At 66.4% G+C, this 22,813-nt stretch carries 21 protein-coding genes and 1 pseudogene; 8 read left to right on the top strand and 14 right to left on the bottom strand.

Translation table 11 applies throughout. The annotated features are described in order from the left end of the window. Positions 1-28: 28 nt before the first annotated feature. From QQS52_RS01760 to benA, 5 genes and pseudogenes are all read right to left on the bottom strand, one after another. Positions 29-2,686: a helix-turn-helix transcriptional regulator gene (locus QQS52_RS01760; protein WP_472772312.1), complete on the bottom strand. Its 2,658-nt coding sequence runs from the start codon at positions 2,684-2,686 to the stop codon at positions 29-31. Between the two features lie 48 nt (positions 2,687-2,734). Next, a complete protein-coding gene (locus tag QQS52_RS01755; protein WP_472772311.1) occupies positions 2,735-3,583 on the bottom strand; it encodes a 1,6-dihydroxycyclohexa-2,4-diene-1-carboxylate dehydrogenase in 849 nt (282 codons plus the stop codon). Positions 3,584-3,610: 27 nt separating this feature from the next. Further along, positions 3,611-4,645: pseudogene (gene benC / locus QQS52_RS01750) on the bottom strand (benzoate 1,2-dioxygenase electron transfer component BenC); the annotation flags it as partial. Positions 4,646-4,677: 32 nt separating this feature from the next. Beyond that, the gene (gene benB, locus QQS52_RS01745; RefSeq protein ID WP_472772310.1) at positions 4,678-5,175 is read right to left on the bottom strand and encodes a benzoate 1,2-dioxygenase small subunit; all 498 of its coding nucleotides are present in this window, start codon (positions 5,173-5,175) and stop codon (positions 4,678-4,680) included. A 24-nt stretch (positions 5,176-5,199) separates the two neighbouring features. Then, entirely contained in the window at positions 5,200-6,681 is a 1,482-nt protein-coding gene (benA, locus tag QQS52_RS01740) for a benzoate 1,2-dioxygenase large subunit (protein WP_472772309.1), read from the bottom strand. 505 nt (positions 6,682-7,186) lie between these two features. Between benA and catA the strand changes: the two genes are divergently transcribed. Both catA and QQS52_RS01730 read left to right on the top strand, forming a co-directional pair. Next, positions 7,187-8,056: a catechol 1,2-dioxygenase gene (catA, locus tag QQS52_RS01735; RefSeq protein WP_472772308.1), complete on the top strand. Its 870-nt coding sequence runs from the start codon at positions 7,187-7,189 to the stop codon at positions 8,054-8,056. Between the two features lie 95 nt (positions 8,057-8,151). After that, entirely contained in the window at positions 8,152-9,273 is a 1,122-nt protein-coding gene (locus QQS52_RS01730; RefSeq protein ID WP_472772307.1) for a muconate/chloromuconate family cycloisomerase, read from the top strand. On the opposite strand, the gene QQS52_RS01725 is transcribed toward QQS52_RS01730, so the two are convergent. From QQS52_RS01725 to QQS52_RS01715, 3 genes are read right to left on the bottom strand one after another with little or no spacing between them, the layout of a single operon-like run. Next, positions 9,270-10,034, bottom strand: a complete 765-nt coding sequence (locus QQS52_RS01725) for an alpha/beta fold hydrolase (protein ID WP_472772306.1) — start codon at positions 10,032-10,034, stop codon at positions 9,270-9,272. The two genes, QQS52_RS01730 and QQS52_RS01725, sit on opposite strands and share 4 nt — an antisense overlap. A gap of 21 nt (positions 10,035-10,055) precedes the next feature. Continuing rightward, positions 10,056-11,303 (bottom strand): acetyl-CoA C-acetyltransferase, encoded by a 1,248-nt coding sequence (locus QQS52_RS01720; RefSeq protein WP_472772305.1) that lies wholly within the window; start codon positions 11,301-11,303, stop codon positions 10,056-10,058. Continuing rightward, positions 11,296-12,081, bottom strand: a complete 786-nt coding sequence (locus QQS52_RS01715; protein WP_472772304.1) for an IclR family transcriptional regulator domain-containing protein — start codon at positions 12,079-12,081, stop codon at positions 11,296-11,298. The genes QQS52_RS01720 and QQS52_RS01715 overlap by 8 nt, the downstream gene beginning before the upstream one ends. Positions 12,082-12,165: 84 nt before the next feature. Here QQS52_RS01715 and QQS52_RS01710 point away from each other — a divergent pair, with 84 nt between their 5' ends. Further along, the gene (locus QQS52_RS01710; RefSeq protein WP_472772303.1) at positions 12,166-12,906 is read left to right on the top strand and encodes a CoA transferase subunit A; all 741 of its coding nucleotides are present in this window, start codon (positions 12,166-12,168) and stop codon (positions 12,904-12,906) included. Further along, a complete protein-coding gene (locus tag QQS52_RS01705) occupies positions 12,907-13,557 on the top strand; it encodes a 3-oxoacid CoA-transferase subunit B (protein WP_472772302.1) in 651 nt (216 codons plus the stop codon). 30 nt (positions 13,558-13,587) lie between these two features. Here QQS52_RS01705 and QQS52_RS01700 read toward each other — a convergent pair whose 3' ends face one another. The 3 genes from QQS52_RS01700 to QQS52_RS01690 form a co-directional block, all read right to left on the bottom strand. Further along, entirely contained in the window at positions 13,588-14,151 is a 564-nt protein-coding gene (locus QQS52_RS01700; protein ID WP_472772301.1) for a TetR/AcrR family transcriptional regulator, read from the bottom strand. A gap of 133 nt (positions 14,152-14,284) precedes the next feature. Further along, the gene (locus QQS52_RS01695) at positions 14,285-14,575 is read right to left on the bottom strand and encodes a CBU_0592 family membrane protein (protein ID WP_070768715.1); all 291 of its coding nucleotides are present in this window, start codon (positions 14,573-14,575) and stop codon (positions 14,285-14,287) included. A gap of 27 nt (positions 14,576-14,602) precedes the next feature. Then, complete coding sequence (locus QQS52_RS01690) at positions 14,603-14,872, bottom strand: CBU_0592 family membrane protein (protein ID WP_070768716.1); 270 nt, start codon at positions 14,870-14,872, stop codon at positions 14,603-14,605. A 407-nt stretch (positions 14,873-15,279) separates the two neighbouring features. Between QQS52_RS01690 and QQS52_RS01685 the strand changes: the two genes are divergently transcribed. The 3 genes from QQS52_RS01685 to QQS52_RS01675 are packed head-to-tail and all read left to right on the top strand — an operon-like array spanning position 15,280 to position 17,966. Next, positions 15,280-15,768 carry a hypothetical protein gene (locus tag QQS52_RS01685; protein ID WP_472772300.1) on the top strand — a complete coding sequence of 163 codons (489 nt, stop codon included), beginning with the start codon at positions 15,280-15,282 and terminating at the stop codon, positions 15,766-15,768. 2 nt (positions 15,769-15,770) lie between these two features. Continuing rightward, positions 15,771-17,264 (top strand): molybdopterin-dependent oxidoreductase, encoded by a 1,494-nt coding sequence (locus QQS52_RS01680; protein ID WP_472772299.1) that lies wholly within the window; start codon positions 15,771-15,773, stop codon positions 17,262-17,264. A gap of 12 nt (positions 17,265-17,276) precedes the next feature. Continuing rightward, positions 17,277-17,966 carry a hypothetical protein gene (locus tag QQS52_RS01675; RefSeq protein WP_472772298.1) on the top strand — a complete coding sequence of 230 codons (690 nt, stop codon included), beginning with the start codon at positions 17,277-17,279 and terminating at the stop codon, positions 17,964-17,966. Here the strand turns inward: QQS52_RS01675 and QQS52_RS01670 are convergent. Beyond that, complete coding sequence (locus QQS52_RS01670; protein ID WP_472772297.1) at positions 17,963-18,403, bottom strand: Lrp/AsnC family transcriptional regulator; 441 nt, start codon at positions 18,401-18,403, stop codon at positions 17,963-17,965. The genes QQS52_RS01675 and QQS52_RS01670 overlap by 4 nt on opposite strands. Before the next feature lie 134 nt (positions 18,404-18,537). On the opposite strand from QQS52_RS01670, the gene QQS52_RS01665 reads away from it, so the two are divergent. After that, complete coding sequence (locus QQS52_RS01665) at positions 18,538-19,773, top strand: NAD(P)/FAD-dependent oxidoreductase (protein WP_472772296.1); 1,236 nt, start codon at positions 18,538-18,540, stop codon at positions 19,771-19,773. A gap of 77 nt (positions 19,774-19,850) precedes the next feature. Here the strand turns inward: QQS52_RS01665 and QQS52_RS01660 are convergent, their stop codons facing one another. Further along, positions 19,851-21,413, bottom strand: coding sequence for an alkaline phosphatase (locus tag QQS52_RS01660; RefSeq protein ID WP_472772295.1), 1,563 nt, complete (start codon positions 21,411-21,413; stop codon positions 19,851-19,853). A gap of 254 nt (positions 21,414-21,667) precedes the next feature. After that, entirely contained in the window at positions 21,668-22,612 is a 945-nt protein-coding gene (locus QQS52_RS01655; RefSeq protein WP_472772294.1) for a class II histone deacetylase, read from the bottom strand. Positions 22,613-22,813: the final 201 nt, after the last annotated feature.

Raw genomic sequence — 22,813 nt, 5'->3', positions numbered from 1 at the left:
GTTCAGGGGTAGGTTGCGGATGGTCTATTTAATTGTCGGGGCCCGCGTGCGCGAGGGCACGCGGAAGTTCGTTGCGAGAGCGGATCCCGAGCTTCCGGTAGACCCGCGTCAGGTGGTACTCGACGGTCTTGGTCGACAGGTAAAGCTCCTCGGCGACCTCGCGGTTGCTGGCGCCGTCGGCGACGGCCTTGGCGATCTCCTCCTCCTGCGGGGTCAGCCCGCCGGCGCCGGTGGTGCGCCGCCCCAGGCCGCTGGCGCGGCGCTCCTGGTTGCAGCGCTCGACGAATTCGGGCGCGCCCATCGCAGCGTAGACCTCGCCGGCGCGGCTGAAGATCTCATCGGCGTGGCGCCTCCGGCCCAGGCGGCGCAGGATGCGCCCGTACTCGAACAGGATGCGCGACTGGTAAAAGGGCAGGGGGCGCGACTCGATCATCTCGACGGCATCGGCGAGCTTTTTCAGCCCGGCGGAGGTCTCGCCGCGCTGGATGAGCAAGCCCGCGCGCGGGACGGCCAGTTTGGCGGTAACGGAGAGGATGTCGCTGCCGGCGGCGCGTTCTTCGGCGCGGGAGGTGACCTCTTCGGCGAGGGTGGCATCGCCGGCGTGGAGGAGCTGCTGGGCCCAGATGTCCTCCCAGGGCCAGAACCCGGGCTGGCCGATGTCGACCAGCCGTCCCATCTCGTACAGCGAGCGCCCGAAGCGCACCGCGGCGGGGAAGTCCTTGTTCATGGCGGCCGAGTGCATCTGCGTCATCGCGGAGGGGATGCGCTGAATCAGAAACGCGTCCTGGCTCAGCGTCAGCCGGTTGGTGTAGTCGCGCCCCAGCTCCCGGTCGCCGCGGTAGTGCGCGACGATGGACCCGGTCCACAGTAGCACCGGCTCCAGCACCCTAATGCCGAACTGCTCGGCCCGGGACAGGCCCCGTTCGACGATGCCCAGCGCTCCGTCCAGGTCCCCCATCAGCAGCAGCGCGCGGGCGTGCCAGGCATCCATCCACAGCGCGATGCGTTCGGAGCCTTCCACGTGGTAGGTCGTGCGCAGCAGCTGGCTGGCGGTGACGGGGTCGTCGTGGACGACGGACAGCCAGCCCTGCGTCATCGCGCGCCGGTGGGCCAGGGCCGGGGTTTCGTGCGGCAGGGCGGGTCCGGCGTGGTCGGTGCCGGTCTGGATGGCGTGGGCGAAGGAGGATAGGTAGCGGGCTTCGGCGCTGGGGGCATCGTCGGCGGGGGACCACTGGGCGGTGGTCTGGGCCCAGTCGAGGACCTGCGCGGGGCGCCATTCGTGGAGGTAGTACAAGGTGTGGCGGGCCGCGACGGTGGCGCGCAGGGAGCGGTCCGGGGTGTCGTCGCGCTCGAGCTTCGCCCACGCGCGGTCGAGGACGCCGCGGGCCTCGGTCCGCCGGCCCTCGTGCAGGGCGAGGTAGCCGCGCACCGAGTCCACCCGCGGGTCCGCGCCCGCGGAGTTGAGCAGCGCCGTATACAGCTTGGCTTGTCGGATATCGGAGCCGGCGATGAGCGCCTCGATAGCCAACAGCGTATAGCTTGTCGATGCTTCCTCGCCGTCCGCCAGGTGCGCCGCCAGCCGGTAGGAGTCCGCGGCCGCCCGCCAGCGCCCCGCCTGCCCCAGGGCGGCGCCGCGTTCGGCCAGATCCTGCGGGGCGGTGGAGCCGGCCGATTGGCTGAGGGCGCGGTGGAAGGTGGCGGCGTCGATGTCGTCGCGGGCGGCGTAGTAGTCCGCGGCGCGGGCGTGGAGGCGGCGTGCGCGGGCGGGATCCGTGGTGGAGCGGACAACGGCGCGGTCGGTGGGGTGGCGGAAGTAGACGCTGTGCTGGTGGTCGTCGGTGGCCAGCGCGAGGATGCCCGCCTCCAGGGCGGGTTCCAGGTTGGCGGCGGCCTGCGGATCGAGGCGCTCGATCAGGCCCAGGTCGAGGCTGGAGCGGTGCAGGTGCTCGAGGGCGGCAATCGGCAGCAGGTCGCCCAGGTTACGGCCGTCGATGCGCGCCGCCAGCGCCCCGTGCCACGCCTCCGGCAGGCGGATGAGCGGGTTCGGATCGCGCCAGTGGTCCGGCGCGGCGACGTCGAGGAGCTGGCGGACCAGCGAGGGGCGCCCGCCGGAGACGTGCTGCAGGCTCAGCGCGGACAGCGGTGACAGGTGCACGCCCAGGTGGGTCAGCGCCAGGGACTGGATCTCCTCCGCACCTAGCGGCGGGATGTCGACGACGACGTCGGAGATGGCGCGCAGCCGCGGCATCGGGAGGCGGTTGGTGCCGGAGTGGGTGGCATCGATGGTAAAGACCAGGCACATCGTGCCCACCGTGAGGCGGCGGGCCAGGGTGACCAGCTGCTCGAGAGACTCTGGGTCGGCCCAGTGGGCGTCGTCGATGATGATGAGCGTGGCGGCATCGGGGGTATCCAGCACGCTTTTCAGGCTGGCGTGCGGGTGGCGGGAGCGGGCCAGCAGGCGGGCGCGGATGAGGTCCAGCAGCGGGGTGTCGTCCCAGTCCAGCGCGGCGGCCTGCACCGTGGACCAGCCAGACAGTGACTGGAGGATGCGGCGGGTCAGCTCCGTCTTGCCCGCACCGGCCGGGCCAGAAATGCTGGCAATGAGGCTTTCGCCTGGACCCAACTGGCCCAGGGCTGAAAACAGGTGCCGGCGTGAGTGACGGGAATCACTAGTGGGGTGGGGCATGTGTTCTGAGTCTACCGATTCTGCTCGGGGCCGTGATCGAAGAGTGCACTAGCCCTGATCCCCGCCGGCGACCGGCAGGACCGAGCCGTTGATATAGGAGGCCTCCGGCGAGGCGAGGAAGGCGATCGGGGCGGCCTGCTCGTCCAGGGTCCCGTAGCGCTTGGCCAGCGAGGACTCGATGGTCTGGTCGACGATCTCCTGGTACCAGGCCTTCTCCTGCTCCGTGCCGGGGCCCGGCCCGCGGGGGACCTGCCGCTTCGGCGCCAGCGTGCCGCCGGGCGCGGCCGCGACGACCCGCACGTTGTGGCCGGCCGCCTCCTTCGCCAGGGCGGAGGTCAGGGCGTTGACCCCGCCCTTGGCGGCGGCGTAAGGAACGCGGTTGATTCCGGCGGTGGCCACGGAGGAGACGTTGACGATGGTGCCGCCGCCGGCATCGATAAGCAGGGGCAGCTCCGCGCGCACGGACCACAGGGTGGTAAACAGCGAGCGCTGGATCTCCTGCGCGATCTCGTCCTCGGTGTAGTGCTGGTAAGGCTTAGCCCAGATGGTGCCGCCGACGTTGTTGACGGCGGTATCCACCCCGCCGAGTGCCTCTGCGGCCTTAACGAGCGCGTCCTGGGCCCCGCTGAAGGTCTCCAGGTCGGCTGTGGCGGAGCCGACCGCGCCCAAGGTCAGCTCGCACAGGGACTCGGCGACCTCGTGCACGAGGGGTGAGCGGTCGACTAGGAACACGGAGCCGTTCTCGCGCGCGATGCGCCTCGCTACCGCCCGGCCAATCCCCTGTGCGGCCCCAGTGACCACGACCCTGCGGCCCCGGAAGCGGTCGGGGGTATACAGCTGCGACGTCTCCTCGCCGCCGACGGGGACCTCGCCGGGGCTGGATTGCGTGGAAGACATGGTTTAGGCGGACTCCTTTGCCGTTTCTTTAGCCTTTTCCGCCGTGGTGGACGGGTTGAACTTCTCAAAGTAGAAGTTGCGCGGCGGGGTTTCCTGGCCGTCCAGGTACTTGCGGACGGCCTCGACCATCGGCGGCGGGCCACACAGATAGACGTCGGCGTCGCCGTCGTGCAGGTGCTCGCTGATGTCCATGTGGTCGGTGACGTAGCCGCGGCGCTCGTGGGAGGACTCCGGGTCCGCCACGACGGTGGTGTAGTCGAAGTCCGGCAGCTTGTCGCGGAAGGCATCGAGGCGCTCCAGCTCCACCAGGTCGTGGTCGAAGGTGGCGCCGTAGATGAGGCGGACGGGCACGTCCAGCAGCTCGTCGCGGGAGAGCTTTTCCAGAATGGCCATGATGGGGGCCAGGCCTGTGCCGCCGGCCAGCAGCAGGATGGGATCCAGCGGCTCGCGGAGGAAGAAGGAACCGACGGGGCCGGCCATCGTCAGCCGATCGCCGACGGCGGCGCGCTCGTCCAGGTAGGTCGACATCAGCCCGCCAGGGGTGTGCTTGATGAGGAACGTCGCCAGCTCGTCGGAGACGTCGGAGGAGAAGGAATAGGAGCGGTGCTCGGAGCTGCCCGGCACGGTGATGTTGATGTACTGGCCGGCCAGAAAGTGCAGGGCGGACGGGTCGTCGAGCTTGACGGACAGCTTGAAGGTCGAGTCCGACAGGCGGTCCAAGGCGGCGACCTCGCCGGCAAACTCGCTGACGCCGGTCTTGGCCATCTCCGAGGTGGAGGCGATTTGCACGACCATGTCGGTCAGCGGCTTGGTCTGGCAGGCCAGGATGTAGCCTTCCGCGGCCTCGTCGGGGGAGAGCGCCTCGTCGACGTAGTCGCCCTCGGTGAAGTCGCCGGCGTCGCAGAAGGACTTGCAGGTCCCGCAGGCGCCGTCGCGGCAGTCGAAGGGGATGTTGATGCGGGCCTGGTAGGCAGCATCAGCGATGGTTTCGTTTTCCGCGCAGTCGATGAAGCGCGTGACGCCGTCCTCGAAGGCCAGCGCGACCTTATGCGGTGCAGTCATGATTTCTCACCTTTCCTAGTGTCAGCGGTGGTTTAGACCTGGTAGATGTCCACGACGTGGTGGATGTAGTCGTTTTTGAGCACGATCTTCTTCTTGGCAATCTGGAGGCTGTCCTGGGAGGTATCCAGGGTGATGAACGTGGTGCCGAAGTAGTGGTCGGTGGTGTTGTAGCGGAAGTAGTAGGAAATCCAGTTGAAGCGGATGTCCACGGCGTCGTTGCGGCGCTCCAGGATTTCGACGTTGGTGATGTTGTGGTTGTGGCGCGGCTCCGGGATCGAGGTCGCGGACGAGCGCTCGGTACGGATGCGGAAGACACGGTCTTCGAGGCCGGCGCGGCTGGGGTAGTAGATGAGCGAGATTTCTTGCTGCGGGTCCTGGGTCAGTTCGTCGTCGACGTCCCAGGCCGGCATCCAGTACTCGGCGTCTTCGCGGTAGCAGTTCAGCCAATTTTCGAAGTCGCGGTCGTCGAGCAGGCGGGCCTCGTAGTAGAGGAAGTCTTCGATTTCCGTGCGCGTGATGGTCTGTGACATGGCGTTTCTCCTTTGGAGTTGTTTTTAGCGGCGGCGGCGACGGCGGCGAGCAGGGGCGTTTTCGGCGGCTTCGGCCTTGGCGGCGGCCTTCTGCTTGGCGTAGTCGACGGTCGCGGCCTGCGATGCCTCATTGTCTTCCCGCTGCTTGATAGCGCCGGATTCCTCGTGGTCGAGGGCCTTTTGCATCACCTGCTCCCAGTAGCCGTGCTGGACCGGGTAGAGGCCTTCGTCCTCGGTGCGGGCGCCGGAGGAGAGCACCTCGTTCATACCCAGCTCCTGAGCCTTGTCGTTAGGGCCTTCGGATTGCTGCTGCTGGCCGCGGGTCATGTCGTTCCACGGGAAGGCGGAGGCCTGGTAGGTCTTCTGGCAGCTGCGGAACTCCTCCAGGTCGTCCGGGGTGGCCATGCCGGTGGCGTTGAAGAAGTCCTCGTACTGGCGGATGCGCGCGGCGCGGGACTCGGCGGACTCGCCCTTCGGGGCGATGCAGTAGATGGTCACCTCGGTCTTGTCCACGCCTTTCGGCTCCAGGCGGCGGATCTGGGTGGAGAACTGGTCCATGATGTAGACGTTCGGGTACAGACACAGGTTGCGGGAGGCGCCGACCATGAAGTTGGCGCGTTCCTCGCCGTGCAGGTCCTTGAGAGCGTCCAGGCGGTCGTAGAGCGGGCGATCCTCCGGGTTGGCCCAGGTGGACCAGAGCGCCAGGTGGCCGTTCGGGAAGGAGAAGTAGCCGCCGCCCTGCTGGCCCCACTTGCCGGCGTCCATGGCCTTGGTGTCGTTCTTGGACTCCCCGGACCCGCGGCGGGAGGTGGTCGCGGCGTAGTTCCAGTGGGTGGAGGAGACGTGGTAGCCGTCGGCGCCGTTTTCGGCCTGCAGCTTCCAGTTGCCGTCGAAGGTGTAGGTGGACGCGCCCTTGAGCACCTCGAGGCCCTCGGGGGACTGGTCGATGAGCATGTCGAGGAAGACACGGGCATCGCCCAGGTGCTCGGTCAGGTCGACGACATCCGGGTTCAGGGAACCGAACAGGAAGCCGCGGTAGGAGGCGAACTTGGGAACGCGGCGCAGGTTGTGGGAGCCGTCGGTGTTGAAGTTGTCCGGGTAGCCGCCGTCCTTTTCGTCCTTGACCTTGATGAGCTGGCCGTCGTTGGAGAAGGTCCAGCCGTGGAAGGGGCAGGTGATGGTGGTGCGGTTGTCCACCTTCTTACGGCAGAGCATGGCGCCGCGGTGGGAGCAGGCGTTGATGAGGCAGTTCAGCTCGCCGTCTTTGGAGCGGGTAATGACGACGGGTTGGCGGCCGATATTCGTAGTGAAGTAGTCGCCGGGGTTGGGGATCTGGGAATCGTGGGCCAGAAACAGCCAGTTGCCCTCGAAGATGTATTTCATCTCTAGGTCGTAGATCTCCTGGTCGGTGAAGACCTCGCGGTTCACGCGAACGATGCCCTCGTCCGGGCGGTTGTCCAGCGCCCGGGAGAGGATCTCGCGGGCGGAAGAGGTGGGGGCAGTCATGGGAAAACCTTTCCTCGTTGTGCACTTCAAGCAACGTCATGTGTTCGCCCTCACGTTTTCGGTGAAGGTGTGACAATAATGGGTCGAACGTGACGCGAGTCGCATTAGGGAAAGCTCTAGGGTGATTTAAGGGTTGCACGTTCACAAGGCCGCCAGGCGGTTCGCGGGACGAAAACGCGCAGTGCAAACCCGGTTAGGTAAGCCTTTATTTGCTGAGATAAGTATTTTTCGCGCCGCCGGGTGTACCGTCACCCCCAAGGCTCAGGGTGGGGCCTAGTGGTTGTTAGGGGTGCCGCGTTCGCGTGGCGGCGGAGCGCGGGGAAAGTGCTGTTAGGCCATGCTATAGGGGAGTATTAGGGTAGCGTAACCAAAAAACACGCTCCAAAAAAGGGGCTTGCGCACCTTGGTGAGTTGAAACACACTTATGCTCATCAAGTCGCCCATATCACGGGTCGGGCGCTTGGCACACCGCAAGACCGAAACACCGACAACGAAGGAGCACCCCATGTCTAAGCTGGCAAACGCCCACGACGAGGAACTGTCCGCCAAGGGTTCCGGCAACGCCGCGACCGACGCGTTCAAGAACACCATCGTCAAGGCCGACACCTCGAAGGAACGCGCCGGGGAAATCTACAAGGACCTGCTGGCCGCCATCGCCGAGGTCGCCCACAAGCACCAGGTCACCTACGACGAGTACCGCGTGCTCAAGGACTGGATGATCAAGGTCGGCGAGTACGGCGAGTGGCCGCTGTGGCTGGACGTCTTCGTCGAGCACGAGATTGAGGAAATCAACTACAACCGCAACAACTTCACCGGCACCAAGGGTTCCATCGAGGGCCCGTACTACGTGCCCAACGCCCCGAAGCTGCCGTGGAAGACCGAGATGCCCATGCGCGACAAGGACAATGACTCCGAGCAGCTGGTCTTCAAGGGCCAGGTCACCGACCTGGACGGCAACGGCCTGGCCGGTGCGACCGTCGAGCTCTGGCACGCCGATGAGGACGGCTACTACTCCCAGTACGCCCCGGGCATCCCGGAGTGGAACCTGCGCGGGACCATCGTGACCAACGAGAACGGCGAGTACGAAATCACCACCGTCAAGCCGGCCCCGTACCAGATTCCGACCGACGGACCGACCGGCTGGTTCGTTGAGTCCTACGGCGGCCACCCGTGGCGCCCGGCGCACCTGCACCTGCGCGTCAAGCACCCCGGCTACCGCGAGATCACCACGCAGCTGTACTTCCAGGGCGGCGACTGGGTCGACAACGACGTCGCCACCGCCGTCAAGCCAGAGCTCATCCTGGACCCGCAGCCGGGCGAGGGCGGCATCGACGTGGTGACCTACCCGTTCGCACTCGACAAGGAAGAAGCCTAAGGGATTAGCACCCCACCACACCTGGCCCCAGCCGCATGAAGTAGCGGCGGGGCTTTTGGTGCGTTAAACCTAGGAATAGAAGCGAGGATTGAGCAATGAGTGATTTGTTAATCGACAAGGTAGAAACCCGCCTGCTGGACGTGCCGCTGTTTCGCCCGCACGGCTTTGCCACCTACACGACGACGGCGCAGCCCATCCTGCTGGTGATGGTGCGGCTAAAAGGTGGCATCGTCGGCTACGGCGAGGGCGTGGTGCCCGGCGGTCCTTGGTGGGGCGGGGAGTCGGCGGAGACAATGAAGGTCATCATCGACGGCCACCTGCGCCCGCACATGGAGGGCCGGCTGGTCAATGAGCTGGCGGGTATCGTGGCGGATTTCGAGCGCTCCGTGGCGAATATGCGTTTTGCGAAGGCGGCCTGCGACGTCGCCATGCATGACGCCTGGGCCCGCGCGCTGGACGTGCCGGTCACGGACCTGTTGGGCGGGCGCGTGCGCGAGGCTATCGACGTGACCTGGGCGCTCGGCGTGCTGCCGCTGGAGGAGGCTCTGGAGGAGATTGGCGACCGCCGCGAGCGCTTCGGGCACACCTCGTTCAAGCTGAAGATGGGCGCAGGCGATCCGGACCGGGATACCGGGCGCATCGCTGAGCTTGCCGAGGCCCTGGGCGGTGAGGTGGGCCTGCGCATCGACGTCAACGCGCGCTGGGACCGGCTCACCGCCTTGCGCTACCTGCCGCGGCTGGCGGAGGCGGGCGTGGAACTTTTCGAGCAGCCCACCCCGGCCGACGGCCTGGCCACGCTGCGGGAAATCACCACCCGGGTGGGCGTGCCGGTCATGGCGGACGAGTCGGTGTGCTCGCCGGCCGATGCCCTGCGCGTCGTGCGCGAGCAGGCCGCCGACGTGGTGGCTATTAAGACCACCAAGCTGGGCGGGCTGCAGGAGTCGAAGAAGACCGTGGCCGTCGCGGCGGCCGCGGGGCTGGCCTGCCACGGCGCGACCAGCCTGGAGGGCCCGTTCGGCACGGCGGCCTCGCTGCACTTCGCGTGCTCCACGCCGGAGATTAACTTCGGCTCCGAGCTGTTCGGGCCGCTGCTGCTGCGCGAGTCCTACACCACCGAGGACCTAGTCTACCGCGACGGTAAGGTCGAGCTGCCCGAAGGCCCAGGCCTGGGGCTCGAGCCGGACTGGGACAAGGTGGACTTCTTCACCCGCGACTAGGCGGACAGGAAGTCTGCCAGCGACTTCGTCACGTCAGCGGGGGATTCCAGGGTCGGCACGTGCGCGCCGGGCACGGTCACGGTGGTGGCCGGCCCGCTAACGCGCTCGGCGATGGAGTGGACGGTGGCGGGTGGGGTGGAGGCGTCGTCGGTCCCGGCGAGGGTGAGCACGGGGCAGGCGATGTCGGTTAAGCACTCGGTGAAGTCCCAGCCGGCCAGGGCGTGGGCGCAGCTGGCGTAGCCAGATCCGCGGGTGGCAAGGACCATGTCGAGGCAGGCGGCCGCGGTGGCCGGGTGGGTGCGGCGGAACTTATCGGTCAGCCAGAGCCCCACCACGGACTCGGCCATGGGGGCAAGGCCCTCGCGGCTGGTTAGCTCCACGCGGGGCAGCCACTTGTCCGGGCCGCCGAAGTAGGAGGCGGTGCACAGGAAGGCGGCGCGCTCCACGCGCTCCGAGGTCGCGGCCAGGTACTGGGCCATCGCCCCGCCCAGGGACAGGCCCACCACGCTAAAGCTAGCGATGCCGGCTTCATCCAGCGTCTCCAGTACGTCGGCGGCAAGAGCCTCCATGCTGGCCGGCTCGGTGATATCCGGCGAGCGCCCGTGGCCGCGGTGGTCGATGGCGATGACGCGGTGAGCCCCGGCTAGCTCGTCGGCCACCGGCGCCCACATCGCGGTGGTAGAAGCGATAGAGCCTAGCAGGACCACCGGGGCGGAGGTGTCTTGGGCGGCGGGGAAGTGGTGGTAGTGCAATACGGTCATGGTTTTATCCTTTCGGGGGAGCTAGTCGCGGGTGAGGATGGCGGCCAGGCCCTGGCCGCCGCCGATGCACATGGTCACCAGCGCGGTGTGCAGGTCCTGGCGTTGTAGGGTGTGGGCGGCGGTAACCAGCATGCGCGCGCCGGTGGCGCCGACGGGGTGGCCCAGCGAGATACCGGAGCCTAGCGGGTTCAGGCGCTTGTCGTCGGCGGAAATGCCCCATTCGCGCAGGCAGGCCAGGGCCTGGGCGGCGAAGGCCTCGTTGAGTTCGATGAGGTCCAGGTCGTCGAAGTCCAGGCCTAAGCGCTCGAGGACGCGAGCGGTGGCGGGCACCGGGCCAATACCCATGCGCTCCGGCTCGACGCCGGCGACGGCCCAGCCGCGCAGGCAGGCGGCCGGGGTCAGGCTCAGCTCCCGGGCGCGGGCGCGGCTGGTGACGATCATGGCGGCCGCGCCGTCGTTTTGTCCGGAGGCGTTGCCGGCGGTGACGGTGGCCTCCGGGTCTTGGGCGCCCATGACCGGGCGCAGGCCGGCGAGCTTGTCGGCGGTGGTGCCCGGCCGCGGGTGCTCGTCACGGTCGACTACGACGTCCGGGTCCTTGCGGCGCCGGCCCGGCACGGTCACCGGCACGATTTCGGCGTCGAAGAGCCCGCCTTCCTGGGCGGCGACGGCGCGCTGCTGGGAGGCGGCGGCCAGCTCGTCCTGGGCGGTGCGGCTGAGCCCCGCCTCGCGGCGGAGGTTCTCGGCGGTCTCAACCATGCCGCCGGGGATAGGGTGGTGTTTGCCGCCGGCGGTCTCGCGGGCCTGCTGCAGGCGGTCGCGCAGGACCATATTGCCGGCCTTCACGCCGGTGCGGATGTCCGCGTCGACGGTGTATTCGGTCTGGGACATGGACTCGGCCCCGCCGGCGATAATGAGGTCGGCCGCCCCCGTGGCCACGTGCGCGGCGGCGGTGGTCACCGCCTGCAGGCCGGAGCCGCAGCGGCGGTCCAACTGCATGCCGGGCATGCCCTCGCCCAGGCCGGAGTCCAGCGCCACGACGCGGCCCAGGGCCGGGGCGGCGCCGTTCGGGGCGGCCTGGCCCAGGATGAGGTCGTCTGCGTCGGCGGCGCGCAGCCCGGTGCGCTCGACCAGGGCGCGCACGACGGTGGAGGCGAGATCCTGGACCGGCACGGCGGCCAGGGCGCCGCCGAAACGGCCGACCGGGGTGCGTAGGGGCGAGCAGATGACGATGTCGGCATCGTTAGCGTCGTGGGCGGTGAACTTAGGCATGGTAAGGCTCCTTCGCGTGGGTGATATCGGCGCTGATGGCTTGCGTGGTGCGCAGCAGCGCGGGGATGAGGGTGGTCTCCAGGTGCTCGAGGTCGTAGGAGGCGGTCTGGGTGGAGATATTGACCGCGGCGACGACCTTGCCTTCCGGGTCGGTCACGGGCGCGGCGATGGACCGCAGGCCCAGCTCGAGCTCCTGGTCGACCAGGCAGTAGCCCTGCAGGCGGACCTCGTGCAGGATCTCGCGCAGCTGCGCCGGGGAGGTAATCGTTCGTGGGGTGAGCGGTTCGAGAGTGGCGTGGTCGAGGTGCTGGGCCAAGGAGGCATCGTCAAGCCCGGCCAGCAAGACGCGGCCCATGGAGGTCGCGTGGGCGGGGAAGCGGGTGCCGACGGTGATGTTGACCGTCATGATGCGGCGCACGGGCACGCGGCAGACGTAGACCACGTCCGTGCCGTCGAGGACGGACAGGGAGCTGGACTCGTCGATGGTCTGGGAGAGTGACTCCAGGTGGGGCTGGGCCAGCGCGGGAAGGCCCAGGCCGGAGACGAAGCTGTAGCCGAGCTCCAGAACCTTCGGCGTGAGCCAGAACTCGGAGCCGTTCGTGGCGGCGTATCCTTCCCCCACCAGGGTGTGGAGGAAGCGCCGGGCGGTGGCGCGGGCCAGGCCGGTGGCGGTGGCGACCTCGGAGAGGGATTGTCGGGGCGCGTTCGGCCCGAAAGACCGGATGACCTGCAGCCCGCGGACCAGCGACTGGACCGGCTGAGGGGTCGGGGTGGACATGATGGTTGCTCCTAAGCGTGTACGCTGTGTGTTCGCATGATGAACCCTTGTGCTCTGTACGAACTTCAGTGTACATTGTGGGGCATGTTTGACAAGACATTTCTCGAAATCTCCGCGGCGGTGGCCGATATCCCGGATTGCGCATCGGTGGCCGTCGGCGGGTTTGGCCTGGTAGGCATCCCCGCCCGACTCATTGACGCGCTCCGCGACCAGGGCGCTAGCGATCTGACGATTATCTCCAACAACTGCGGCACTGACGGCTTCGGCCTGGGCCTCCTGCTGGCCGACGGCCGGATCTCCCGGACCATCGGCTCCTATATCGGCTCCAATAAGGAATACGCCCGCCAGTACCTGGCCGGCGAGCTGACCGTGGAATTCACCCCGCAGGGCACCCTGGCGGAGAAGATGCGCGCCGGGGGCGCGGGCATTCCCGCCTTCTACACCACCGCGGGCGTGGGCACCCAGGTCGCCGAGGGCGGCCTGCCCATGCGCTACCACCCGGACGGGACCATCGCCGAGGTTTCCGAGCCGAAGGAGACCCGCGTCTTCGACGGCCGGACCTACGTGCTGGAGGAGGCCATCGTGGCCGATTTCGCCCTAGTTCACGCGCACACCGCCGACCGCTGGGGCAACCTGGTCTTTTCCAAGACCGCCCGCAACTTCAACCCGGACGCCGCGCAGTGCGCGCGGACCACCATCGTGCAGGCCGAGCACGTGGTCGACCGGCTCGACCCGGACGCAGTCCACCTGCCCGGCATCCACGTCGACCGGGTGGTGGAAGTAGGACCGCAGGAAACGGGCATCGAAAACAGGACGGTGAGGTAAATGACCTGGACTAGGGAACAGATGGCCGCACGCGCGGCGAAGGAGCTGACCGACGGGCAGTACGTGAACTTAGGCATCGGCATGCCCACGCTGGTGCCGGGCTTTCTGTCCGAGGACTCGGAGGTCATCCTGCACTCGGAGAACGGCGTGCTGGGCGTGGGCCCGTACCCGACCGAGGACGAGGTGGACCCGGAGCTTATCAACGCCGGCAAGGAGACCATCACGGTCAACCCGGGGGCGGCGTTTTTCTCCTCCTCGGATTCCTTCGGGATGATCCGCTCGCGGGCGGTGAACGTGGCCATCCTGGGTGCGATGGAGGTCTCGCGCTACGGCGACCTGGCCAACTGGATGATCCCGGGCAAGATGGTCCGCGGCATGGGCGGGGCGATGGACTTGGTCCACGGCGCCCAGCGGATCGTGGTGATGATGTTGCACACCAACAAGCATGGCGCGTCCAAGGTGCTCAATACCTGCGATCTGCCGCTGACCGGCGCGCAGTGCGTGGACCTGATTATCACCGACTACGCGGTCTTCCACGTGGACCTGCAGGAGGGGCTGACCCTCATCGAGGTCGCGGAGGGCGAGACCGTTGAGACGGTGCGCGAGGTCACCGCGGCGGACTTCGCCGTCAGTGACAAGCTGGAAGGCTAAGAGGCCAGAAAAGCGAGAAAGGCTAGCGCCTTAAGCACCCGGCCCGATATAGCTTTCGGGCGGGGTCAGCCGGGTGATCGCCAGGTTGATGCGGTCCTCGGTGAACTCGCCCAGCGACATGCTGCGGTGTAGCAGCAAGCCCTCGTAGAAGGCGTCGAGCAGGTAGGTGGTGTGGGCATCGAAGTACTGGCCCATCACGTTGCGGCAGCCCTGCGTCCACTCCAGCAGGTTCATGCGGTGCAGGGGGCGCCGCAGGGACAGGGTGTAGAGCTCGGTGCCCAGGATCAGCGTCTTGCGGGAGGCCGCGGACGCGATGAGCATCTGGGACAGGGCGGCGCGGGCATCGTCAAGGCTGTGAATGCCCGTGAAATAGGACCCGAAATCCGCCACGGAGCGCTCCGCGAAGACGGAAAAGGTGGCCGCCAGCAGGCCGTCCTTGTCGTTGAAATAATAGGCGATGGAGCCCAAGGACACGTCTGCCTTGTCGGCGACGACGCGCATGGTGGTGCCGGCCACTCCGTTGTGCACGATGGAGTCTAGGGCGGCATCGATAATGCGCAATCGGGGGCCGTACTGGGGGTTATTCTTGGGCAACCATCGCTCCTCAATGCAGCCGAAACGCGGCCAACAATGAAACAGGCGGCCGCGGCAGTAATCCGTGTGCTAGGAAAATTATAGTTGCCCACCCCGGGCCGGCAAGCAGGGGTCGGGGGTGGTGGCGTTGAAATTAGGCCTCGTTGCGGCGGGTATCCGGCACGGCCTCGGCGGCCTTGCGCTTGCTGGAGGAGGTGAAAATCTTCCACAGGCCGAAGAGGGCGACAATCGCCCAGACCGCCTCGGTGATGAACAGGCCCGGGTTGAACGGGGACAGGGCGGTGTAGACGAAGCCCATCGCGCCCAAGAAGTTCAGGGTCTGGTAGATGGGGGAGGTAGCGGTCAGGACCTTGAAGTTGAGCAGGCCGAAGGCAACGACGAAGCAGATGCCGGCGATGATGCCAATTTCGTAGGAGAGTGCCATGAGGGTATTCCTTTCGTTCGTTGCGGACTAGGCGGTGGCGGACTGGGACTGGTTCTTCCGGCGATTCAGGAAGATCTTGATGATGCCGTAGAGGCCTAGTAGGGACCAGATGAGCTCGGTCCAGAACACGCCCGCGTTGAACGGGTTGGCGGCAGAGGCGGTCAGGAAGCCGGCGCCGACGAAGTTCAGGATCTGGTAGGGGTAATCGTCCGGCGTCCACTTGCCCAAGTTGAGCATCGCGAAGGCGAAGAGCAGGGCGACCGAGGCGATCAGCCCGAAGATGACCATTGCTGACATTGTTCGACGGTCCTTTCAGAATGTGTGCGATATGGGAGCGCGACTAGCCGCGCGCAGGAGCGCCCCGCGGGCGCTACATTTATAGACTCTAAGCTGGGTTTTTAATCCATGGGAAGTCGAACGAGCATACGGTTTTGAACGCTTGATCTAAACCGCAGGTAAATGGGATAGCCCCGCCCTTGAACGTACGATCAATTCAGCGCGTTTGCCCAGCTTAAACTACCTTGGGGTTATGGGCACGGAGACCAAACATAGCCTCCCTCGCGCCCGTGGGGAAGGACTCAACACCTCCCGCACAATCCGAACGGAACTTTAACCTAACGGACGACGTTACCGGCCGGCGCACACGCGAAGCGCCGCCAGACGAAGTCAATAAAGAACAATCTGAACAGAAAAGGAGCCGAGCCGTGTCACAGCAACCGAACCCGGACACCGAGGACATCAAGCTCCACGTCAAACCCGGGAAGACGCGGGCGCCGTTTTTCCGCTATATCCGCATCAACCTGCCGCGCCTGACCAAGGCCGCCATCCTGGTGATCGTGGCGCTTATCGGCGGCTGCGCCTGGGCCGTGCTGTCCAGCGGCTTCGACATTTTTGCCGGCAGTGACATCGCACTCGGCCTGGTCATCGTCCTGGGCGCTGTCTTCTTAGTGCTGGGCCTGGTGACCAAGTGGCGCATTTGGGGCTTTGGCACCGTGGTGGCGGCCGCCGGCATCCTAGTTTACCTCGGCGGCCTGTTCGGGCACGCGCCGTTCGTGGGCAACGGCGCGGGCGTCTACCTCGCGGCCGGCTGGAACACCATGTTCTTGGCCAGCCTGGCCTACTGCGTTATCTACTGGGCGCTGAACTACGGCGTTCTGGTGGCATACCCGGATACCCAAGGATTTGAGGATTAATCATGCTAGAAGAATTTCCGGTCTGGCTCCGCGTCGAGCATTTCGTCAACATCTTGTTCGTGACGCTGTTTATCCGCAGCGGTATCGAAATCCTGGGCACCTTCCCCAAGCTGCACCGCTCCGTGCACACCCCGCTGGGCGGGCAGTGGGCGCAGTTTTCCATTAAGCAAAAGCGCAAGCGCAAGTACTTCCCGGTCTCCGGCGAGTACGACGACTATTCGCCCATCATCTCCCTGCCGGGCCACGGCGCTCTGGGCCAGGGCCGCTACTGGCACTTCATCAGCGTGATGGGCTGGGTGTTGCTGATGATCATCTACTGGGGCCTGCTGCTGGGCACCGGGCAGTGGCGCCGCTACTGGCCGGAGGACTGGGGCGTTTTCGCGCAGGCCTGGGACGACCTCATCCACTACCTGGCCTTCCAGATCCCGCCCGCGATGGACGGCTACCCCTTCAACGCCATCCAGCAGCTGTCCTACGGTTTCGTGGTGCTCATCCTGCCGCTGTGGATGATTATCACCGGCGCCTTCCAGTCGCCGGCCATCAACAACCACTTCCCGCGCATTTCCAAGCTGATGGGCGGGCGCCAGGTCATCCGCACCCTGCACTTCTGGGGCCTTATCGCCTACGTCGTCTTCATTGTCATCCACGTCGCGATGGTGGTGCTGCACGGCTACGGCCACGAGGTCTCCAAGATGGTCTTCGGCCACTCGGAGAACCCGATCGCCGGCGGAGTCATCTTCACCCTGGGCCTGTTCGGCATCATCGCCTTCCACGTCTGGGCCACGAAGACCTCCCTGGAGCGCCCGAAGGTCATCGAGCGCCTGCACAACGTAGTGGTCCGCCCGTTGACCCGCGCGCTGCGCAAGCTACCCTCGCGCCAGAACAGCTACAGTGATGCCGAGATCACCAAGGCACCGCACCACCGCGCCTCGGGCATGCCGCCGTCAACGGAGGCCTATATGTCCCTGGTCTGCAACGACTACGAGGACGACTACGTGCTGGAAATCGGCGGGTTCGTCGAAAAGCCCATGCGCCTGACCATGGCGGATATCCGCAAAATCGCCCACGGGCACTCGCAGAACACGGTCCATCACTGCGTGCAGGGCTTTTCCTCGGTGGGCAAGTGGGACGGCGTGCCGCTGTACAAGCTGCTCGACCTGGCCGGCCCGCTGGACGGGGCCAGCGACGTGGTGGTCCACAGCTTCCAGAACATGACCCGCGACGACGACAACTACAACGGTTCCTACTACTATGAGTCCATGCCGATGGAAGAGGCTCGCCAGCCGCAGTCGCTGATCGCCATTGGCTACGACGGCGACGAGATCCCCATCAAGAACGGCGCGCCTATGCGCCTGCGCCTGGAGACCTCCACAGGTTTCCGCTCGGCGAAGTGGCTGGACCGGATCGAGGTGGTCAACCGCTTCGACATCATCGGCAACGGGATGGGCGGCTTCTTTGAGGACACCGATTCCTACGACCGCCTGCAGATGCTCTAAGGAGGACACACCATGTCACGAGCGTTATACCAAGACATTTTCCTAAGCCCCGAGCAGCAGCAGCGCGTGCGCGACTACCTCCACGAGGTCGACTTCCACCTGCCGAGCGCGACCCCGGACGACTTCGAGATCAACTCGCGCGCCCGCTACCTGGGATATATGTTCCAGGCCGAGGATCTTGAGTCCTTCGGCGTGGGCCTGCAGTGCACCCGCCCTGGCATGGAGGACCGGCGCACGTTCATACGGCTAAGCCGCGGCCAGCTCCTGGGCGAGGACGATGCCCCGCGCCTGCCCGTCAACGACCCGGTCCTGGCGCGCGAGGCCATGACTCTGGACCGTTTCTACCGCGCCGAGGACCCGCCGCGGCCCACCGGTGTCAACGCCTATGCTCACGATGCCGGCCTGCCCGGCGCCGACATGGACCTGTCCATGCTGGAGGAACAGTTGCGCGACATCGTCGCCTTCCACAACGGCGAACCGGTGCCGGGTAACCAGGAGATCCTGGACCTGCGCATCTACTGGGGCACCCTGCTGGCCGGCCGCTACCCGCGGTTGAAGGCCCTGCGCGGCAAGCTCAGCGAGAACCAGGCCGCGCGCCTGGACCAGCTGGAGGCCGATATTACGGCCCTAGCCGGCATCCTCGAGGCGCTGGGTCTGCCCACGCTGGAGGATCTCAAGAAGCCGAAGCGCGAGGACGGCTAGCCCGCCCGGTGGTCGAAGACCAGGGAGGTGTTGGTGGAGGCCACCTCGGGGCGCGCGCTGACCACGTCCGAGATGAAATCCCGCAGGCCGGCCGCGCTGGCCAGCTGTACGTGCGCCACAAAGTCCTGGTTACCGGCCACGAAATAGACGTGGCGCACCGGCTCTAGCTCCAGCAGGTAGTGGTAGAAGTCTCGCAGGGCGGCGCGGGCGCCGGGGTGGAGGCGGATGTGGATGAGCGCTTCCGTGCCCAGTCCCAGGGCCGACGGGTCCACGTGTGCGGAAAAGCCGGTGATGACCCCGCGGGCGATGAGCGAGTTCAGCCGGCGGTGGGCGGTGGACTCGCTGACGTTGATGCGGTGGGCGAGTTCGGAGATGGGCAGGCGGGCATCGGAAGCCAATTCGCGGCAGATGGCCGCCTCAATCTGATCCAGCTGCATGGGGGTGTTCGTTCTCCACGGTGGGGGATGCTTGCAAAATGAGGCGGATTCTGGGGGATCCCGCCAATGTGTACCCGCCCACTCTATCCTCCGTAGATGATATAGGTATTCAAATCATCTGTGAGGAGGAGCACATGACTAAGGCTATTGTGGTGGGCGCCGGTATGACCGGCCTGTCGACGGCGTGGTACCTGCAGGAACACGGCTACGACGTGGAAATCATGGACAAGATCGGGGTCGCCGCCGGCGCGTCCTGGGGCAACGCCGGCTGGCTGGCGCCCGGTAAGACCATCCCGCTGTCCAATTCCAGCCTGTGGGGCTACGGCCCCACCGCGCTGTTCGATAAGGATGCGGCGCTGAGCGTGCCCACCCGCATCGACCCGAAGCTGTGGGCGTTCGTCGCCCAGTTCATGGCCCGGGCCAACCAACGCTCCTGGGACAAGACCATGGCGGCCCTGACCCCCATCGACAAGGCCGCCCTGGGCGCTTACGACGAGCTCATCGACGGCGGCGTCGACGCCGTGACCCACGAAGGCCCGTTCATCGTCGGCTTCGAAAACGGCAACCAGGCCAAGGGCTTTTTGGACGAGGTCGAGGGCGCTATCCGCCACGGCCAGGAGATCCCCTTCGAAAATCTCCGCCACGCCGAGGCTCTGGACTACGCCCCGATGCTCTCGGAGCGCGTCCAGACCGTCTACAAGCTGGGCGGCCAGCGCTACATCGAGCCGCAGTACTTCTGCGAGGCCATCGCAGAGTCCTTCGTCGCCCGCGGCGGCACCATCACCACCGGCGCGGAGGTCACCGACGTCCAGTCCACCCGCAAGCCGGCCATCCAGCTGGCCACCGGCGAGTGGAAGCCCGCCGACGTGGTGGTCATCGCCACCGGGGCCTGGCTGCCGAAGCTGGCCAAGTCCCTGGGCGTGCGCACCATGGTCCAGGCCGGCCGCGGCTATTCCTTCACCGTCAAGCCGGAGCAGGAGGCCAAGCACTCGGTCTACCTCCCGGAGACCCGCGTGGCCTGCACCCCGGCACCTACCCGCGGCCGCTTCCAGATCGCCGGCACCATGGAATTCCGCGGCCCCGACGAGGCCTTCCAGCCCGGCCGCATCGAGTCGATGATCAAGGTCACCGCTCCGATGTTCAAGGGCATCGACTGGGACGACATCCAGGACGAGTGGGTCGGCTCCCGGCCCGTCACCCCGGACGGCCTGCCGCTTATCGGCCAGACCCAGGTGCCCAACGTCTACACCTGCGGCGGCCACGGCATGTGGGGCGTAGTGTTGGGGCCGATTTCCGGCAAGCTGCTGGCCAAGCAGATCGCCACTGGTGTTATCGATCCCATCCTGGATCCGTTCGACCCGCTGCGCTAAGCTCAGCACTTAAGCACGCAAAAGCGCATAAAAATTCCCATCACCTCCAACGAGGCGATGGGAATTTTAAAAAAAACTTAAGCCAGCCCGATCTGGCGCAGCAGCTTCTGGATGGGGGAGAAGTCGAACTTCAGGATGCCGGCTGCCTGGGCGGCGGCGAAGATGGCGCCGAAGATGGCGGCCACTATGCCCGCGCCCGCCAGGCCGGAGGCGGCGTCGGAACTGCCCTGGGAGGAACCAGCGTTGTCGTCCCGGTTGTCATCATCCGGCTGCTCGGAGCCATTCGACCACCAGGTCTTCATGGCCAGCTGGGCGACGTCGGTGTTATCGATGTAGTCGCCGCGGACCGGGTCGGTGCCCTTGACGCGGGACATGATGTCCTCGGAGCCAGCGCCCTTGAAGAAGAACGGAACCAGCTGGTTGGTGTGCTCGTCGGAGTACCACTGGTGGCTCGGCAGGGACTCGGCGTCGCCGGCCATCTTGTTGAAGCGGCCCTCGTCCGGCTCGTTCTCACCGGACAGGTAGCCGGTCTCGTGGTCAGCGGTGACGATCAGCAGGGTCTCTTCCCAGTTGGAATTCTCCTCGACCCACTTGATGGCGGCGTCGACGGAGGCGTTGAAGTCCTGCATCTCCTCGATCTCACGGGCGGACTGGTTGGCGTGGCCGGTCCAGTCGATGGCGCCGCCCTCAATCATCACGGAGAAGCCGTCGGCGTCCTGACCCAGGGCGTTCAGGGCGCCGGTGGTCATGGTCGGCAGGTCAACCACGTCGTTTTGCGGATCGGAGTACGGGGTGGTGCCTTCGCCGGAGCGGGACTGCTGCAGGGTGGAGTGGACCGGAGCCAGGCCCCAGTACTTCTTCCCCTCTTCCACGTTGCCCTCGGCCAGGCTGGCGAAGCCGTCGTTGGAGTCGAAGTACTCCCAGTCGCTCTCACCCTCGGCCAGGCGGTTGTAGTCGGCTTCGTCGATGTAGCCGAAGGAACCGGTCTGCGTCGGCTGGTTGTCATCGGTGAAGAACGGGTGTCCAGCGCCCATGACCACGGACAGGTCCGAGTCGATCATGTCCTCGGCGATTTCGCCGTAGGCGTTGCGGTCCTGGTTGTGGGCGGCGAAGGCGGCCGGGGTGGCGTGGGAAAACGGCACGGAGGACACCACGCCGGCGGACTTGCCCTGCTCGATGGCGGTCTCCTGGAAGTTCTTCTGGGCCATACCGTAGTTGGACATACCCAGGATGCCGTTTTCGACCTTCATGCCAGTGGCCATGGCGGTACCTGCCGCGGCCGAGTCGGTGATGATGCCTTTCTGCACGTACTCGTGGGTGGCCCAGGCCTGGGACGGGTCGTAGGATCCGCCCTGGGAGTAGGTGGACATGGACAGACGGTTGAAGTCCTCGTAGGACTGGACGGGCTCGCCGTCCAGCTCCTGCGGGCCGGCCTCACTGAATTCGCCGTCGACCAGGTACTTGGACTGGCCGGTTTCATACAGGTTGTTGTAGGCGACGTGGCCGTAGCCCATGCCGTCACCGATCATGTAGATGATGTTCTTCGGGCCGTTGGATTCCTGGGCGGTGGCCGGGGCAACGCCCGCGGCGATCAGGGAAGCAGCAACGGCCACGGAGCCGGCGCGCAGAGAAAAACGCATGAGAAGGGTCCTTCACTTAGACGAGATAGAGAGACAAGATGAGACAGCGTACGGGCGGTGGTGGCCTTCATCCCCATGCTGCGCCAAGGGCGGCGTTATGGTTTTGACAGGGCGTTCACAGCCGCACGTGAAGAAACTCTAAACTCCAAACATCTCGGGACGATGACAGTAAAGGAAACTTCGCGTTAACTCTCGCGGGCGCACCCCGCGCCCGGGGCGCGCCCAGGGAAAGCCCCGGAGACAACCGTCAGGTGCTAGCCGGCCGGTACCTGCTCGACGAGCGCGGCGGCGCGGGCGATCTCGGCGCGCTGGTGCTCGTAGAGCTCGTCCACGCCCTTGGTGTCCAGGTTCGCCGCGTGCGGGTCCCCGAAGCCGGACTCGCGGCCGGTCAACTCCTCGATAACCCCCAGCCCGCAGATGGGCAGGTAGTACGGGCTGTAGCCGCCCTCCTGGAGGAAGGCGATCCGGCCGCCGCAGAGGGCATCGGCAGCCGCCAGCAGCCGGCGGGTAAGCGCCTTGAAACCGCGCTGGGTGACCATCATCTGCGCCATGGGATCCATGATGGCGGCATCAAAGCCGCTGGCCACCACGATAAGTTCCGGCCTAAAGCGCTCGAGCGCGGGCACCACCACGTCGGCGAACGCTAGATCGTAGACCGCGTTGCCGCTGCCCGGCGGCAGGGGAATATTCAACGCCGCGCCCTGACCTGCGCCGGTGCCGTTGTGCTCGCGGTGCCCGGAGCGCGGCGGGAAGTTGTTGTGCTGGTGGATGGAGATGGTCAGCACCTCCGGGTCCGCCCACCAGATGTCCTGGGTGCCGTTGCCGTGGTGGACGTCCCAGTCCACCACCGCCACGCGTTTAACACCCAGCGTCTGTCGCGCGTGCGCGATCGCCACGGAGGCGTTCCCGAACAGGCAAAAGCCCATGCCGCGGGCGCGCTCGGCGTGATGACCCGGCGGGTTGACCAACCCGTAGGCCGTACCCACCTCGCCGGTGACCACGGCCTCCACCGTACGGATGGCCCCGCCGGCGGCTAGGCGCGCGATGTCGAACCCACCCCGGCCGAACGGACTGGCGTCGTCGCCGGCGTCACCCCCGCGCAGCAGCTGCGACTGCCGCTTCATCTCCGCGATGTGCTCGCGGGTGTGCACCCGCGCAAGCTCGTCTTCGTTCGCGTACCGCGCCGGCAGCGGCGTCACTCGGTTCGACAGGGAATGGAGCCCCCTAAACCGGAGTGGCCTTTCTCCCATGAGTTTGAATAACAAGGAACGCTAGGCCGCTGCGGCGGGGATTGCGGAGAACCTGCGGCGGGCGGGTATCGATGAGCCGGCGCTGCAGGCCATGATCGGGTTGCCAGGTGGGCGCTTTGCGGCGGCGCTGAACGTGACTGCGGCGTGCGA

This window comes from Corynebacterium sp. 1103A (genome assembly GCF_055700955.1).
The sequence above is the reverse complement of the archived record's forward strand: the minus strand, read 5'-3'. Positions and strand labels throughout refer to the sequence as shown.